Annotated in this window: 20 protein-coding genes; 12 read left to right on the forward strand and 8 right to left on the reverse strand. The window is 63.8% G+C overall.

What is annotated here, in order from left to right:
* Nucleotides 1–2: 2 nt before the first annotated feature.
* A complete protein-coding gene (locus tag KTQ42_RS18100) occupies nt 3–398 on the reverse strand; it encodes a TraR/DksA family transcriptional regulator (RefSeq protein WP_217346727.1) in 396 nt (131 codons plus the stop codon).
* 201 nt (nt 399–599) lie between these two features.
* Between KTQ42_RS18100 and KTQ42_RS18105 the strand changes: the two genes are divergently transcribed.
* The gene (locus KTQ42_RS18105) at nt 600–1385 is read left to right on the forward strand and encodes a hypothetical protein (protein WP_217346728.1); all 786 of its coding nucleotides are present in this window, start codon (nt 600–602) and stop codon (nt 1383–1385) included.
* 17 nt (nt 1386–1402) lie between these two features.
* Here KTQ42_RS18105 and hmpA read toward each other — a convergent pair whose 3' ends face one another.
* The 3 genes from hmpA to KTQ42_RS18120 all read right to left on the reverse strand — a co-directional run bounded on the left by hmpA (nt 1403) and on the right by KTQ42_RS18120 (nt 3388).
* Complete coding sequence (hmpA, locus tag KTQ42_RS18110; protein ID WP_217347040.1) at nt 1403–2596, reverse strand: NO-inducible flavohemoprotein; 1194 nt, start codon at nt 2594–2596, stop codon at nt 1403–1405.
* Between the two features lie 55 nt (nt 2597–2651).
* Nucleotides 2652–3122, reverse strand: coding sequence for an Rrf2 family transcriptional regulator (locus KTQ42_RS18115; protein ID WP_217346729.1), 471 nt, complete (start codon nt 3120–3122; stop codon nt 2652–2654).
* Between the two features lie 71 nt (nt 3123–3193).
* Nucleotides 3194–3388 (reverse strand): hypothetical protein, encoded by a 195-nt coding sequence (locus tag KTQ42_RS18120; protein WP_217346730.1) that lies wholly within the window; start codon nt 3386–3388, stop codon nt 3194–3196.
* A gap of 187 nt (nt 3389–3575) precedes the next feature.
* Between KTQ42_RS18120 and KTQ42_RS18125 the strand changes: the two genes are divergently transcribed.
* From KTQ42_RS18125 to ybaL, 4 genes are all read left to right on the forward strand, one after another.
* Nucleotides 3576–4493, forward strand: a complete 918-nt coding sequence (locus tag KTQ42_RS18125; protein ID WP_249222977.1) for an MBL fold metallo-hydrolase — start codon at nt 3576–3578, stop codon at nt 4491–4493.
* Nucleotides 4494–4535: 42 nt separating this feature from the next.
* Nucleotides 4536–4838: an HNH endonuclease gene (locus tag KTQ42_RS18130; RefSeq protein ID WP_217346732.1), complete on the forward strand. Its 303-nt coding sequence runs from the start codon at nt 4536–4538 to the stop codon at nt 4836–4838.
* Nucleotides 4839–4956: 118 nt separating this feature from the next.
* Nucleotides 4957–5517, forward strand: a complete 561-nt coding sequence (locus KTQ42_RS18135) for a metal-dependent hydrolase (protein ID WP_217346733.1) — start codon at nt 4957–4959, stop codon at nt 5515–5517.
* A gap of 147 nt (nt 5518–5664) precedes the next feature.
* A complete protein-coding gene (gene ybaL, locus KTQ42_RS18140) occupies nt 5665–7338 on the forward strand; it encodes a YbaL family putative K(+) efflux transporter (RefSeq protein ID WP_217346734.1) in 1674 nt (557 codons plus the stop codon).
* A gap of 48 nt (nt 7339–7386) precedes the next feature.
* Here the strand turns inward: ybaL and KTQ42_RS18145 are convergent, their stop codons facing one another.
* Nucleotides 7387–8298, reverse strand: a complete 912-nt coding sequence (locus KTQ42_RS18145) for a LysR family transcriptional regulator (protein WP_217346735.1) — start codon at nt 8296–8298, stop codon at nt 7387–7389.
* Between the two features lie 131 nt (nt 8299–8429).
* On the opposite strand from KTQ42_RS18145, the gene KTQ42_RS18150 reads away from it, so the two are divergent.
* From KTQ42_RS18150 to KTQ42_RS18170, 5 genes are all read left to right on the forward strand, one after another.
* Complete coding sequence (locus KTQ42_RS18150) at nt 8430–8615, forward strand: hypothetical protein (RefSeq protein ID WP_217346736.1); 186 nt, start codon at nt 8430–8432, stop codon at nt 8613–8615.
* Nucleotides 8612–9460, forward strand: coding sequence for an alpha/beta hydrolase (locus KTQ42_RS18155; RefSeq protein ID WP_217346737.1), 849 nt, complete (start codon nt 8612–8614; stop codon nt 9458–9460). The genes KTQ42_RS18150 and KTQ42_RS18155 overlap by 4 nt, the downstream gene beginning before the upstream one ends.
* Nucleotides 9461–9532: 72 nt before the next feature.
* Entirely contained in the window at nt 9533–10519 is a 987-nt protein-coding gene (locus tag KTQ42_RS18160; RefSeq protein ID WP_217346738.1) for an LLM class flavin-dependent oxidoreductase, read from the forward strand.
* Nucleotides 10520–10588: 69 nt separating this feature from the next.
* Nucleotides 10589–11230: a GTP cyclohydrolase II gene (gene ribA / locus KTQ42_RS18165; RefSeq protein WP_217346739.1), complete on the forward strand. Its 642-nt coding sequence runs from the start codon at nt 10589–10591 to the stop codon at nt 11228–11230.
* 4 nt (nt 11231–11234) lie between these two features.
* Entirely contained in the window at nt 11235–11690 is a 456-nt protein-coding gene (locus KTQ42_RS18170; protein ID WP_217346740.1) for an acyl-CoA thioesterase, read from the forward strand.
* 19 nt (nt 11691–11709) lie between these two features.
* On the opposite strand, the gene KTQ42_RS18175 is transcribed toward KTQ42_RS18170, so the two are convergent.
* The gene (locus KTQ42_RS18175) at nt 11710–12306 is read right to left on the reverse strand and encodes a TetR/AcrR family transcriptional regulator (protein WP_249222815.1); all 597 of its coding nucleotides are present in this window, start codon (nt 12304–12306) and stop codon (nt 11710–11712) included.
* Between the two features lie 115 nt (nt 12307–12421).
* Between KTQ42_RS18175 and KTQ42_RS18180 the strand changes: the two genes are divergently transcribed.
* Nucleotides 12422–13240, forward strand: a complete 819-nt coding sequence (locus KTQ42_RS18180) for a metal-dependent hydrolase (RefSeq protein WP_217346742.1) — start codon at nt 12422–12424, stop codon at nt 13238–13240.
* Nucleotides 13241–13336: 96 nt separating this feature from the next.
* A complete protein-coding gene (locus KTQ42_RS18185) occupies nt 13337–14617 on the forward strand; it encodes a hemolysin family protein (RefSeq protein ID WP_217346743.1) in 1281 nt (426 codons plus the stop codon).
* A gap of 37 nt (nt 14618–14654) precedes the next feature.
* Here the strand turns inward: KTQ42_RS18185 and KTQ42_RS18190 are convergent, their stop codons facing one another.
* Entirely contained in the window at nt 14655–15602 is a 948-nt protein-coding gene (locus tag KTQ42_RS18190) for a bestrophin family protein (RefSeq protein ID WP_217346744.1), read from the reverse strand.
* On the reverse strand, nt 15589–15846 hold a 258-nt coding region (locus tag KTQ42_RS18195), incomplete at its 5' end, for a hypothetical protein (RefSeq protein WP_217346745.1). The genes KTQ42_RS18195 and KTQ42_RS18190, both read right to left, overlap by 14 nt.

Genomic DNA, 15846 nt, shown 5'->3' on the forward strand with positions numbered 1-15846 from the left:
GGCTACATGGTGGGACGAGGCGGCGCGTCTGGCCGCTGTTCCAGCTGTTCCTGGCAGGCGATGCAGCGGCGCGCGGTCGGCTGCGCCTCCAGCCGGGGCGCGCCGATGTTGCGATCGCATTCCTCGCACACGCCGTAACTGCCGTCGGCGATGCGCGCCAGCGCGGCATCGATTTCCTGCAGTTCGGCCGCATGCCGCTGCGCCATCGAAATGGTGGTGTCGGTTTCCAGGTCGGCTTCCGAGCGGTCGCCGGCATCGCTGGGGATCTTTTCCAGCGACAGGTCGTCCGGGTCGCTGGTGCGCTGGATCTCGTCCTGCACCGTGCCCAGCGCAGCGGCGCGGTCCTGCTGCAGCCGCGCCTGCAGCTTGCCGATCTGTTCCTTCGTCAGTGCTTCCATGCTTGCTCCATCAAGTGTTTGCACTACTGTAGCGAGCACGGTTGGCAGGCCGGTTGACTTCAATCAATGAGGCCCGGCTGCCTTCGGTCTGTCGGTGACGCGGTTTCGAACCACGTAAGCCATGCTGCCGGCGGCGGAACTTTTCCTGTATTCCATTCTCTAGTTTGTTGCCATTAAAAAAACATCAGCACGACAAATGACATGAACAATGCTTTGATCAAGGCCGGCCTCGTGCTTGCCATGCTTGCCCCCTGCATCCACGTGCAAGCCGATGAAGTGAAGGATCTGGAGGAGGATCTGTCGCTGACCATCGAGGATGCCACGCCCAGCCAGCCCGGCTCGGTCCAGTTCAACGGGGTTGCGCGTTACCAGCGCATGCGCCCGTCCACGCCGGACGCGGGTCGCAATGAATTGCAGCTGACGCCACGCATGCAGTTCGGCGTGGCCCACAACTTCCAGATGTCGGTGGCCGTGCCTTACCGCGTGGGCAATGCGGAAGACACCAGCCAGGGCGAATTCAGGGTCGATGGCCTCTACAGGTTCAATACCGAGAGCGGCTACCTGCCGGCGTTTGCGGTCAGCGCCGGCATCGAGCGCCCCTATGGCGCCGACAGCGGCGGCACCGAGGTGATGGCCAAGGGCATCATGACCAAGTCGCTGGGCGTGGTGCAGGATGCCAACCGCCCGGCCCAGCTGCACCTGAACGTGATGGCGCGCCACAACCTGCGGCCCGATGTGAATGAACGCCGCGACCGTTACCTAGCCGGTGCGGCATTGAGCAAGCAGCTCAATCAGCGCTGGCTGTTTGCCGGCAGCCTGTTCCGGGAGCAGCAGCGCGAGCGCGGCGCCGCGTACAACATGGGCGAGGTGGGCGCGCGCTGGAAGCTGTCGGAAAAGCTGATGCTGTCCGGTTCGGTCGGCCATGGCTTCAACCATGGCGCGCCGCCGGTGCGGCTGGTGGTCGGCTTCCAGCGCTCGCTTGATTAAGGACGGACTGCCGGCCGTCAGTCCAGGTAGTCCAGCATCTCCGGGCCGAACACTTCCCGGTGCAGCCTGGCCGACGGCACGCCGGCCGTCAGCAGGTTCTTCCACTGCGCCCGCATGAAGCCGATCGGGCCGCACAGATAGACCTCGGCTTCATGCCGCGGCCAGTCGGGCAGCGCTTCCACCTGCATGAAGCCCGGCTCGGCCTGGTCCGCCGCTGCCACATGCTCGTAGAAGGTTGCCACCTTCAGTTGCGGCATTGCGGCCTGGGCTGCCTTGATGTCTTCCTGGTGCGGATGATGGCCGGCATCGCGCGCGGCATGGCCGAACACGACCTGGCGCTGCGGATGGACCTGCGCAATGCGCTTCAACACCGAAATCATCGGCGTGATGCCGACGCCGGCAGACAGCAGCACGATGGGACGGTCCGACTCGGTGTCCGGCGTGAATTCGCCGAACGGATGGGTCACCCGCAGGATGGTGCCCGGCTGCACATTGTCATGCAGCCAGTTCGACACTTCGCCCTGCGGCGTTTCATGGCCGGCCGGCTCGCGCTTGACCGAGATGCGCAGATAGTCCGCGTCCGGCGCGTCCGACAGGCTGTACTGGCGCAGCTGCACATGGCCATCGGGGAAGCTGACCGACACGCTGATGTACTGGCCCGGCTTGAAGTCGAAGGCGGCTTCGCCGTCCATGGGCGTCAAGGTGAAGGAGCGCACGTTCTCGCTCTGCTGGCGCACTTCGGCCACCCGCATGTCGCGCAGCTGGCCCGGCTGCACGCCGGCCTTGGCATACAGATGCCGCTCGGTGTCGATCAGCAGGTCGGCCAGTTCGCCGTAGGCTTCCGCCCAGGCATTGATCAGCGGCTCGGTGGCGGCGTCGCCCAGTACTTCCTTGATGGCGCCCAGCAGATGCTGGCCGACGATGGGATAGTGCTCGGCCCGTATGCCCACCGATGCATGCTTGTGCACGATGCGATTGACCACCGGCCCCAGCGCCGCCGCATTGTCGATGTTGGCGGCATAGGCGAACACGGCCGCGGCCAGCGATTGCTGCTGCGCGCCGCTGGCCTGGTTGCCCATGTTGAACAGATTCTTCAACTCCGGATGGGCAGCGAACATGTTGCCGTAGAAGCGGCGGGTGATTGTCACGCCATGCTCGCGCAGGACCGGGACGCTGGCATCGATGTAGGGGCGGGAAGCGGGTGAAACCATCATGACTCCTGATATGTTGCATCAAAGATGCATATTTAAGGGCAAAAAAAGCGGCCTAGCCTGCGGCCGCTGCGGAAAGGGTGGAAGCGGTGAAGCTGCGATGCATCCGGATGATCTGTTCGCCGGTATTGCCGGTAACCAGGTCAGCCAGGCTGTACCGGTTCATCGTTTCGTAGAACGCGTTCATGCCGGCCCGCAGCGCCTCGCGCAGCAGGCAGTCGGCGCTCAGGCGGCAGGACAGGGCCTCGCAGTTGACCAGTTCCGGATCGCCTTCGAGTTCACGCAGCACCACGCCGATGCGCAGGCTGGCCGGCTCGACCAGGAGGCTGATGCCGCCATTGCGGCCGCGCAGCGCCTGCACCCAGCCCGCCCGTGCCAGATGGCCCACCACCTTCACCAGGTGGTTCTGCGGTATGTCGAACTGGCTGGCGACCTCGGCCACCGTCACCGTGGTGCGGCTGGCGTCAGTGCGCGACAGATAAATCAGGACGCGTAGTCCGATATCGGAAAAACGAGTAAGGCGCATGGCGTGACCGCTGCTCCAGAGCATGAACGGCCGCCATTCTAGCAAAGATGCATTAAATAAGCATATTTAATTCAGGCGTCGCCGATGATCTTCACGATGCGCCCGGTGCCGCCGCAATTGGCGCAGGCTGCCTGTCCCTGCCGTCCGCTGCCCTGGCATTCGGGGCAGATGTCTTCGGCGGTCTGGGGCGCGCCGGGTTCGGATTCATCGCCCGGATTGCGCTGGCCGGCCGGTGCCGCAATGCCCTTGTTGTCGTTGGAGTCCATCGCTGCTCTCCCGAAATGAATGGCGGTTCGACAAGCCATTGACCCAGGATGTTCCGGGCCAGGGATACGGCAGGACGGCATGATGGCTTTGCCGGCATAATCGTGCTCCGTTCCTTGCCGTCCGATCACGATTCGAGGAGAGTCTGCAATGCTGTTGTCCCGACTGCTGCGTTCATCCGTGTTTGCCATGACGACCCTGCTGGCCGGCGCCGGCCACGCCGCCGCGCCCATGGCGAAAACCCAGGCGCCTGGTTTTTACCGCATGATGCTTGGCGATATCGAGATTACCGCCTTGTCGGATGGCACCGTTGCGCTGCCGGTGGACCGGTTGCTGACCAATACCAACCCGGCCCGGGTCGGGCGCGCGCTGGCCCGCTCCGGCCTGTCCAGCCCGCTGGAAACCTCGGTCAATGCCTACCTGATCAATACCGGTGAAAAGCTGGTTCTGATCGATACCGGCGCGGCCGCGCTGTTCGGCCCGACGCTGGGCAGGCTGGCCGCCAACCTGAAGGCAGCCGGCTACCAGCCCGAACAGGTCGATGAAATCTATCTGACCCATCTGCATGCCGACCATGTGGGCGGCCTCGCCAGCGATGGCCGCATGGCCTTCCCCAATGCGGTGGTGCGCGCCGATGGCGCCGACGCCGACTACTGGCTCGACGACACCAACCTGTCGCGCGCGAAGAAGGAAGACAGGCCGGCGTTCGAAGCCGCGAAGTCGGCGCTGCAGCCGTATATCGAAGCGCACCGCTTTCGCCCCTTTCGCGGCGCGACGCCGCTGGCGGCCGGCATCAGCGCCTTGCCGCGCCATGGCCATACCGCCGGCCACACCAACTACCTGGTGCAGAGTCGCGGCCAGCGCCTGATGCTGTGGGGCGACCTGATCCATGTGGCCGCGGTGCAGTTCGATCAGCCCGCGGTGACCATCTCCTTCGATACCAATGCCCGCGCCGCCGCCATCGAGCGCAAGCGCGCCTTTGCCGATGCCGCCACCGGCAATTACCTGGTTGCCGGCGCCCACCTTTCCTTTCCCGGCATTGGCCGGGTGCGCGCCAGCGGCCGCGGCTATGTCTGGCTGCCGGTCAATTACACGGTGCCCAGATAAGGCACGGGCGCCGATGGCCGCGGTCCGAACGTCTATGCGCCTATGAAAGATTCGCAATCCGCGCTGCCCGCATGCCCGCTGTGCGGCCGTCCCATGGTGCCGGGCCCTTCGCTGAACGAGCATCACATGGTGCCCAAAAGCCATCGCGGCCGCGACACCGTGACCATGCATCGCATCTGCCACAGCAAGATCCATTCGGTGTTTTCCGAGCGTGAGCTGGCCACCTACTACCACACCATCGAACGCCTGATGGAGCGTGAGGAGATACGCAAATTCGTCAGCTGGGTAAGGAAAAAGGACCCCGAATACTTCGACCGCAACCGCAAGCCGTCGCATCGGCGCTAAAACATCGAATAAATCGAACTATATTTTCGATTTAAAGCTTTCGCTGCTGTATTTTTGTGCAACGTTCTGCCAATATTGCACTCCCTTTTCAACCTCTTCTTTCCCCGATCGCCGCATCATGGCCTCCAACAAAGCACACCACGCCACAGGCTGGGCGGCGGGACTGATGGCAGCGGCAATCGTGGCGCATTCCGGCGCCGGCGGCGACTACCATCTGGGCACGCTGATGGCCCTGTGCATGGGCATCTGCGGCGGCACCGCGCCAGACTGGATGGAAGTGGCCTGGTGGACCCGCAAGAAGCGCCTCTGGATCGCGCACCGCACCCTGACCCATTGGGGCGTGGGCTGGCTGGCCCTGCTGTACTGGTCCTATCACGCGCTCGGCCAGCATGTAATGGCGGTGCCCGCATTCGGCTTCGCCGCCGGCGGCCTGATGCACCTGCTGGCCGACTGGCCCAATCCGCTCGGCGTGCCATGGATCGCCACCCGCCATTCCCTGAACCTGTGGAACAGCGGACGCTGCGACATCATCATCGTCGGCCTGGCATGGCTGGCGGCCTTCATGGTCGGCGACCATGTCTGGTTCGATGACATCCATACCCTGCATGCGATCAATTTCGTCAAGACCCTGCCGATTCATGCCTGGCTGATCCGCGCCGGCTATCCTGCCTTGTCCTGAAGTCCTGAAGTCCTGAAGTCCTGAAGTCCTGCAGCCGGGCCGCGAACTTTATCAGCGACCCGGCAGTCCCTTTAATTCGAGCAATGCCAGGCGTTGGTTAAAATGCGCCGGAATAATTATTTGTCGAGAAAAGGATGCCGCGCCCACATGCAACATGACATACCCCTGATCACCACCATCGTTGCCGGCCTGGTCCTGGCTTTCATCTTCGGCAGCATCACCTACCGGTTGAAGATGCCGCCGCTGGTGGGCTATCTGCTGGCTGGCATCGCGATCGGGCCTTTCACGCCGGGCTTTGTCGGCGATGTCGATCTGGCGCAGCAACTGGCGGAAATCGGGGTGATCCTGCTGATGTTTGGCGTCGGCCTGCATTTTTCGCTGAAGGACCTGCTCGCGGTGAAAGGCATTGCCATTCCGGGCGCGCTGGCGCAGATCGTCCTTGCCACGCTGATGGGCATGGGCCTGGGCTGGCTGATCGGATGGCCGCTGGGGCAGGGGCTGCTGTTTGGCCTGGCGCTGTCGGTGGCCAGCACCGTGGTGCTGCTGACGGCGTTGCAGGAACGGCGGCTGGTGGAAACCCGGCGCGGCCAGATCGCGATCGGCTGGCTGATCGTCGAGGACATCGCCATGGTGCTGGCGCTGGTGCTGATCCCGGCGCTGTCAGGCATCCTCGGCGGCAGCGGCGAATCGCTGTCGACCAATGCGCTGCTGTGGACATTGGCCGCCACGCTGGGCAAGGTGGTCGCCTTCGTCGCCGCGATGCTGCTGATCGGGCGGCGCCTGATACCGTGGACGCTGGAGCGGGTCGCGGCCAGCGGGTCGCGTGAATTGTTCCGACTGGCGGTGCTGGCCATTGCCCTTGGCTTTGCACTGGGCGCGGCCTATGTGTTCGGCGTGTCGTTTGCGCTGGGCGCCTTCTTTGCCGGCATGATCCTCGGCGAATCCGACCTCAGCCATCGTGCCGCCGAAGAGTCGCTGCCACTGCGCGATGCCTTCGCGGTGCTGTTCTTCGTCTCGGTCGGCATGCTGTTCGACCCGTCCATCCTGGTGCGCGAGCCGCTGCTGGTGCTGGCAACCGTGGCCATCATCGTGGTCGGCAAGTCGCTGGCGGCGCTGGCCATCGTGCGTGCCTTCGGACATCCGGCCAGCACCGCGCTGACCATCGCCGCCAGCCTGGCCCAGATCGGCGAGTTTTCCTTCATCCTTGCCACGCTGGGCGTATCGCTGGGCCTGTTGTCGCAGACCGGGCGCGACCTGATCCTGGGCGGCGCCATCATTTCCATCCTGCTCAATCCGCTGCTGTTCGTGGTGCTGGACCGCCTGCGCAGCCGCAAGGGCAGCCCGCACGAGCAGGCACATGCGGCCGACCCGGCCGGCCCGGCCCTGCCCGACATGGCGGGACATGTGGTGCTGGTGGGTTTCGGCCGGGTCGGACACCTGGTTGCGCTGGCGCTGACCGAGCGCAACCAGCCCTTCGTGGTGATCGAGGATGACCTGTCCGTGGTGCAGGCGCTGCGCCGCGACGGCGTGCCGGCACTGTATGGCAACGCGGTTGCGCCCGGCATGATGGACCTGGCGCGGGTGACCAGCGCGCGCTGGCTGCTGCTGGCCATTCCGGACGCGCTGGAAGCGGGTCATGTGATCGCCCAGGCGAGGCAGCAGAATCCTGGCATCGACATCATCGCCCGCGCCCATTCCAATGCCGAGCGGCTGCACCTGGAAAAGCAGGGCGCCAACCAGACCATCATGGGCGAACATGAAATCGCCGCCGGCATGGCGGGTTGCGTGCTGGGCGAGGCGCTGCCGGAGACCGGCGTCTAGGCGCCTCTCAGCCGCAAATACGAGGGCAGGGCGCAGCCACGCAGGCGCTCATGCCATGCCCATGTCAACATTGCCGGCAAACAGTTCCGCCACCCATTCGACGAATGCGCGCACCGTTGCCGACAGGTGCCGGCTTTGCGGATACACCACATGCAGCGGCACCGGGGCGGTGTCCCAGTCGCCCAGCACCCGCTCCAGGCGGCCGCTGCGCAAATGCTCGTTGGCCAGGAAGGACGGCAAGCGCATCACGCCCAGGCCGGCCAGGCCGGCGATCATCAGCGCCTCCGAACTGTTGACCGCGAAGCGGCCGGCATGGGTCTTGCGCAGGCTCACGCCTTCCCGGTCGAAATCCCAGGCCAGCACCTGCTTGCTCGACGACAGGATGTAATTGATGCACTGGTGCCGGGTCAGTTCATCCGGATGGCTCGGCCTGCCATGCGTCTCCAGATAGGCCGGCGTGGCGCAGGTGATGAAGTGCAGCACGCCGATGCGGCGCGCGATCAGGCTGGAGTCGGGCAGGTCGCCGCCGCGCACCGCGCAATCCACGCCTTCCTCGATCAGGTGGACCGGGCGGTCGCCGCAGCCCATTTCCATCGTGATGTCCGGGTAGCGCCGGTAAAAGTCGGGCAGGGCCGGAATGATCAGGCGCTGCCCGATGCCGCTGGGCACTTCAACCCGCAGCCGGCCGCTCGGGCTGGCATGGGTGCGCGACAGGGTGTCCTCGGTATCGCGGATATCGGCCAGGATGCGCAGGCAATGCTCGTAATAGGCCGCGCCATCGGCCGTCACATTGACCTGGCGGGTGGTGCGGTTGAGCAGCTTGACCGACAGCGCATTCTCCAGCGCCTGTATCAGGGTGGACACGGTTGCCTTGGGCATGTGCAACTGCTCGGCGGCGCGGGTAAAGCCGCCCGCATCGACCACATGTACGAACACTTCCATCGCCTGCAACTTGTCCATGCGCATCCACTGTTCTTGATGATTGTTCACAAATGTGAACAGTCAATTCCAATTGTTAGTCTTTATCCGATGATAAATCAGTCCTATAGTTTGTGCTATGCAGCAAAATAGCCTGCTTCCGGAGTGCCATCATGATGTCCGAACACGAACCCATCGCCGCCTTGTTTGTCATTGTTGTGCTGCTTGCCAGCCTGATGCTGGCGGCCGCGCTGACCGACAATGTCCACGGCAGCCAGCAGGTACAGGCTGAATACGCCGGCTTCGATGCACTTGCCCAGCACCTGTTCGGTGGCATCAAGGATATTCCGAAGAAATGACGGAAAGGCAACAATTGCAGTGCAGCAAAATAGTGGTAAAGGAATTGCAGGCGCAGGGATCGCTGGGCAAGCTGCCGGCCCGGCTGTACCGCCCGGTCAATGCCGGGAAACCCGCGCCTGGCCTGATCGTCTTCTTTCATCAGGGCGGATTCGTCGGCGGCAGCCTGGATGAATGCGACGAATTCGTTCGGGCGCTGACCCTGCGCGCCGGCCTGCCGGTGCTGGCATCGAGCTACACGCTGGCCTGCCGGCAGCCATTTCCGGCCGCCGTCGAGGATGCCTACGCCGTGCTGCGCTGGGTGGCGCGACGGCCGAACTCCCTGGGCTGGAATGGCGAGCGCCTGCTGTGCGCCGGCATCGAGGCGGGCGGCAACCTCGCCGCCGCCTCCGCGCTGATGGCGCGCGACCGCGGCGAGCCGGCGCTGGCCGGACAGATCCTGATCATGCCCATGCTCGACCCGGGGCTCACCACCTGCTCGATGCGCGCAATGAACAGCAATCCGGACGTGGCCGGCGTGGCCGACGCCTGCGCCGCCGCCTACCGCGGCTATCTGCCGCGCGTGGCCGACCGCCTGCATCCGTATGCCTCGCCGCTGCAGTCGAGCCGGCTCAAGGGGCTGCCGCCGGCGCTGATCCTGTCGGCCGAGGAAGATCCGCTGTGCGACGAAGCCGAGCAATATGGCGCGCGCCTGATCGCCGCCGGCACCCGCACCCTGGTGCGCCGGCTGCCGCCGCTGCCGCTGCAGGACGGCGTCGCCCGTTGCAACTGCGCCCGGGAACAGACCGCACTGGAGGAAATTGCCGCCTTCATCGGCGCGCTGCGCATACCCGGCATTGGCGACTAAGTCACTAAGTCACTAAGTCATTAAGCCACCACGCCGAACCAACCATCACCGATTCCAGAAAGGAGACAGGCCATGGCCGTCTTTTCCATCCTCGATCTCTCACCCATCGTCAGGGGCGGCGACGCCGCCGGCGCGCTCGACAACACCCGCGACCTGGCCCGGCATGCCGAACGCTGGGGCTACCACCGCTTCTGGGTCGCCGAGCATCACAACATGAGCGGCATCGCCAGCGCCGCCACCGCGCTGGTGATCCAGCATATCGCCGCCGCCACCAGCACGATCCGGGTCGGCGCCGGCGGCATCATGCTTCCCAACCATGCGCCGCTGATCATCGCCGAGCAGTTCGGCACCCTGGCGGCCCTGTACCCGGGGCGCATCGACCTCGGCCTGGGCCGCGCGCCCGGCACCGACCAGCGCACCGCCCGCGCCCTGCGGCGCAACATGGGCGACAGCGGCGAGTCCTTCCCGCAGGACGTGCTCGAACTGCAGTCCTACTTCCGGCCGGTGCAGCCGGGCCAGGCGGTGCGCGCCGTGCCCGGCGCCGGACTGGACGTGCCGATCTGGCTGCTGGGCTCCAGCCTGTTCAGCGCCCAGCTGGCGGCCGAACTGGGCCTGCCGTTCGCCTTCGCTTCCCATTTCGCCCCGGCCTACATGCAATCGGCAATCGACATCTACCGCAGCCGCTTCAAGCCATCGGCCCAGTTGCAGAAGCCCTGCGTGGCGGTGGGCGTGAACCTCTTCGCCGCCGACGACGACGCCACCGCGCGGCGCCTGTTCACCTCGCTGCAGCAGCAGTTCCTCAACCTGGTGCGCGGCGTGCCGGGGCAGCTCAGCCCGCCGGTCGACAGCATGGACGGCCTCTGGTCGCCGGACGAGAAAAGCCATATCGACCGTTCGCTGTCCTGCTCGGCGGTCGGTTCGCCGGACACCGTGGCGGCGCAACTGCGCGCCATCGAGGAAAGCACCGGCGCCGACGAGCTGATGCTGACCGCCCTGATGTACGACCATGCGGCCCGCCTGCATTCCTTCGAGATTGCCTCCCGGCTACGGGCGGAATGATGCAATGCGGCGTGATCGGTTAGTATTGACGGTTTCGCCGAATTCCCGTTAATCACTCAGTCAAGCGCCATGCAACTCCAACCAGATACCAGCGCGGCCAGCAACATGCCCGACACGCTGGAATACGTCACCTCCTGCGAACTGCCGATGCCGTGGGCCACTTTCACGCTGCATGCATTCGTCGAGTCGAAATCCGGCAAGGAGCATCTGGCGCTGACCCTGGGCGACGTGGCAGACGGCAAGCCTGTGCTGGGCCGGATCCATTCCGAATGCCTGACCGGCGACGCGCTGTTCTCGCAGCGCTGCGACTGCGGCGCCCAGCTCGAAAGCGCGCTGCGCAGCATTGCCGCCGAAGGCCGCGGCGTGGTGCTCTACATGCGCCAGGAAGGGCGCGGCATCGGCCTGATCAACAAGGTCCGGGCCTACCGCCTGCAGGACGCCGGCGCCGACACCGTCGAAGCCAACCATGAGCTTGGCTTCCAGGCCGACCAGCGCAGCTACAGCCATTGCAAGCCCATGCTGGAAAAGCTGGGCATCGTCAGCCTGCGCCTGATGACCAACAACCCGCGCAAGATCGACGCCGTCACCCAATACGGCGTGGCGGTGGCGGAAAGGGTGTCGCTGATCGTCAACCGCAACCCGTTCAACCGGCGCTACCTGCAGACCAAGGCGTCCAAGCTCGGCCACCTGATCCCCGACGAGGATGTCTGAGCGCATGAATGCCCTGAAGCACGAACTCTCGATGACGGTGCTGATGACGCCCGACATGGCCAATTTTTCCGGCAACGTGCATGGCGGCGCGATCCTGAAATATCTCGACAGCGTGGCCTATGCCTGCGCCAGCCGCTATTCAGGCAGCTATGTGGTCACGCTGTCGGTGGACCGGGTGGTGTTCCGCCAGCCCATCCATGTTGGCGAACTGGTGACCTTCCTGGCCTCGGTGAACTACACCGGCAGCACCTCGATGGAAATCGGCATCAAGGTGGTCACCGAGAACATCCAGAAGGGGCTGGTGCGGCATACCAACAGCTGCTATTTCACGATGGTGGCGGTGGATGAGGACCGCAATCCGGTTAAGGTGCCGCCGCTGCAGGCCGACACCGAGGAACAGAAACGGCGTTTCCTGGAAGCAGAAAAGCGCCGGGAGTATCGCAAGTCGCAGGGAAGTTAGTCGAATACTCCGGAGCTGTTCAGGTCACTGCCCGCACCAGCTGAAGCGACGGCGACACCAGCTCCTGCAGCCGGTCCGTGCGGTTGCGCTCGATCGCTTCCAGCACCAGCTCGTTGATGCCGCCTACCACCGCCATCGCCATTTCCGGCTGCAGCGGCGGCTTGTTGCGCCGCGCCCGCGCCGGCACATTGATCACCTGCAGCATGAAGTCGGCCAGCGCCTGATTCACCCGGCGCCGCGCCGCCAGTCCTTCCTCTCCCAGTCCCAGTATCTCGATGAACAGGGTGCGCAGCAGCACCGGGTTCTGCCCCAGGCAGCTGAAGTAGGCGGAAATCGCGCGCTCGACCTGGGTTTCCCAGTCATGCGCCGGATCGATCGCGGTGCGCAGCACGTCCAGCGCATTGCTGCTGGCTGCCGAATAAAGCGCAATCAGGCACTGCGCCTTGGTCTTGAAATGTTCGTAGAAGGTGCGACGCGACACGCCTGCCGCGGCCACGATGTCGGCGATGGTGGTGTCGGCATAACCCTTTTCCGCGACCGCCTGCCCCATGCCTTCCAGCAAACGCCTGCGATGGCTGTTGGCTTCCTCCGCGATGACTGGTTTTTCTTGTTTCATAAGCTGGTCCATGCTGCTGGTACTTGACAGTACCACTGTTTGAGAACATCATTGCCGACACATCACGCATCGGCAGAAAAAGCCGTTATTGCATCCCTTTTCAAGTGAATCCGCCATGACCGATCTCGTTGTCCGCCGTCTTCTCATTGACCTGGAAGCCCCGTTCGCCCGCCACTGGTGCGGCGGCGATGCCTTCAGGACGGCCTTCTTCAACGCGCTGTCCATGAGCTTTCCCATCGGTGAGCAGTTCTTCATCGATTCGGTGCGCAACGGCTACAAGGCGCTGCCTGCCGCAGAGCAGCCGAAGTATAAGGCGGAAGTGCAGGGATTCGTAGGCCAGGAAGCAACCCATCGCCGCATTCATTCCCTGTTCAACGCCCATCTGGAGCGACAGGGCCTGGTCAATGCATGGGGACCGCGCGCCGAGCGCCGCCTGAAGCTGATGGAAGGCGTGCATCCGCTGCACTGGCTGGCCATTACCGCGGCGAACGAGCATTTCACCGCGATCTTCGCCGAGTGGATGCTGGAGAACAGCGACCTGCTGGACGACGCCGAGCCACGCCTGAAGACCATGTGGCTGTGGCACAGCGCCGAAGAGTCGGAACACAAGAGCACCGCCTTTGACCTGTATCAGGCGCTGGGCGGCAATCATGAATGGCGCATCCGCTGGTTCCGCCGCGTCACCTTCATTTTCCTTGGCGACACCCTGCGTCAGACCATCAACAATCTGCGTCGCGACGGCACGCTGTGGAAGTGGGGCACCTGGAAGAGCGGCATCAGCTACCTGTTCGGCCGTCGCGGCCTGCTGCGCAACAGCTACGGCCCATGGCGCGACTATCTGCGCCGCGATTTCCATCCCAGCCAGCAGGAAAGCGAGCTGTCGCGCCGCTGGCTGGCTGACAATGCAAGCGCCTATACCGCCGTCGGCGCCTGATAGCGGCGCCGGATCAAGCTTGCTGCCCGCGGCAGGAAGGCGCACCGGCCCGCGCCTGTAGAATGGTCCGCTCGTTACGGAGCGAGCGCTGACAGAATGGAAATTGCGATAGTACTGGGCCTGGTCCTTCTCAATGGACTGTTTGCCATGTCCGAAATCGCTTTGATGACTGCCCGCAAGGCGCGGCTGCAAAAGCTGTCGGAAGCCGGTGACAACGGTGCCCAGGCCGCCATCCAGCTGGGGGACGACCCCAACAAGTTCCTCTCCACCATACAGATCGGCATCACCTCGATCAGCATCCTCAACGGCATTGTCGGCGAAGCGACCCTGGCCGGGCCGGTGCGCGCCTGGCTGCAGGTACAGGGAATGGAAATGCCCTACGCCGGTTATGTCGCCACCGGCCTGGTCGTGGTCATCATCACCTATTTCTCCATCGTCCTGGGCGAGCTCGTGCCCAAGCGGCTGGGCCAGATATCGCCGGAACCCATTGCCCGGCGCGTTTCCCGCCCGATGAGCTGGCTGGCGACTGCCGCCAAGCCCTTCGTGCGGCTGCTTTCCGTCTCCACCGAGGGCGCATTGAGACTGATGGGCGTGCGCGACGCCGGCCGGCAGGCCATGACCGAGGAAGAACTGCATCTGATGCTCGACGAAGGCACCCAGTCCGGCATTATCGAGCGCCAGGAGCACCAGATGGTGCGCAACATCTTCCGGCTCGACGACCGCCAGGTGTCCTCCTTCATGATTCCCCGCAGCGACGTCGAATACTTCGACGTCAACCGCAGCCTGGAAGAAAACCTGCAGCGCTTCGGGCAAAGCCGCCATAGCCGCTTCCCGGTGCTGCGCGGCGGCTGGGACGATATCGTCGGCGTCGCCTGCGCGCGGGAAATGCTGGCCCAGACGCTGCGCGGCCAGCAGCCCAGCCTGCTTGACGACCTGCAGCCGCCAGTCTATGTGCCTGAAATACTCACGGGTCTGGACCTTCTGGAACAGTTCCGCAACTCGGCCGTGCAATTTGCGTTCGTGGTCGATGAATATGGCGAAGTGCAGGGCATCATCACGCCGCAGGACATCATGGAAGTCATCGCCGGCGAATTCAAGACCCAGCATGCCGAAGACGCCTGGGCGGTGCAGCGCGAAGATGGCTCGTGGCTGCTCGACGGCCTGATTCCGATCCCGGAACTCAAAGACCTGCTCGACCTGAGCAGGGTGCCCGAGGAAGGGCGCAGTCATTACCATACCCTGAGCGGCATGGTGATGCAGTTGCTGGGCAAGCTGCCCCAGACCGGTGACTACTGCGACTGGGAAAGCTGGCGTTTCGAAATTGTCGACCTCGATGGCATGCGTATCGACAAGGTGCTCGCCATCCGCCAGGCGTAAGACGCGACTGCCGCTGCAGCTTGAAGAAAAGGCCCGTCTAGGTCAGGCAATAGTTCACCGGGCTCAGCGGCGGTGGCACGTCGGCATCGCCAAGGGCCGAGCGCAGGTTGATTTCTATCGTCCTGCACAAGGCATCCAGCGGCAGATCATTCTCCGAAACACCGAACGGCTCCTCGATCTCATCGCCCAGCGCATCCAGCCCGAAAAATGTATAGGCCACGATCGCCACGACGAACGGCGTCATGAATTCCAGCGTATCCACCAGGCCAAAGGGCAGCAGGAAGCAATAGAGATAGGCGGTGCGATGCAGCAGCAAGGTATAGGAAAAAGGAATGGGCGTGTTCTTGATGCGATCACAGGCAACGGCCCGCGCCGTCATTGACGACAGGGTGGCGTCGATCGACGCTGCCAGGCAAGCTTCCGTCCAGCCCTTCTGCAGGCATTCCTGCAAATCCCGTCCCATCCGCAGCATCAGGAATGCCGGCAAGTTATCCTGGCTTGTTACCACATTCCATTCGCCCGCCGGCAGAAACGGCTTGAGCGCAACGGTATCCGCTAGCCCCCTCAGGCGCATGCGCAAGGCGTGGCTGTAGGCGATAGCCCGGTAAATCATCCGCGTACGCACATCGTCCAGCCGCGCATTGGTTTCCTCCGCCAGGCCGGTATTCATATGTATCAGGCCCAGACATTGCCGGCAAAGGTTTTGCGTATCGCTCACCAGTCCGCCCCACAGTTTGCGGCCTTCCCAATAGCGGTCATAGGCAGCGTTATTCCGGAATCCCAGAAAAATAGCGAGCGGCAAGCCAATCAGAGTGAACGGTATTGCCGTCAGGGTGATCTTGCGGTCGAATACAGTCCCATGCGCAGCGGTAATCAGGATGGCGAACGCAATATTAAACAGCAGCACCGCCTGTATGCGTTTGAGCACCGAGCCGCGCAGCGCAAAGAACAACTTCAGCCCTGAAGGGCGGTCACGCAGAATCATCAGTCATTCCTCCCAGTCTTGATCGTTGTTGTCGTCCAGCCAGGGCATGCGCCTGCCTGTGGTGACATCCTAAAGAATTTTTCCTGCCACCCCTTGCATTCCAAAACCGGCCTTTGCTATAGTTCGCCTCCCGCTGCAGAACAGCGCGGCGGGGGCAGAAAAAGGCAGCATGCTGGTCCGGTTTTTTTGAAGCAAAGCGAAAAAAACTGTTGACGCCAAACAGCAAATGCCACATAATCTCGCC

It is taken from the genome of Noviherbaspirillum sp. L7-7A, assembly GCF_019052805.1.
In the GTDB taxonomy this organism is placed as follows: domain Bacteria; phylum Pseudomonadota; class Gammaproteobacteria; order Burkholderiales; family Burkholderiaceae_D; genus Noviherbaspirillum_A.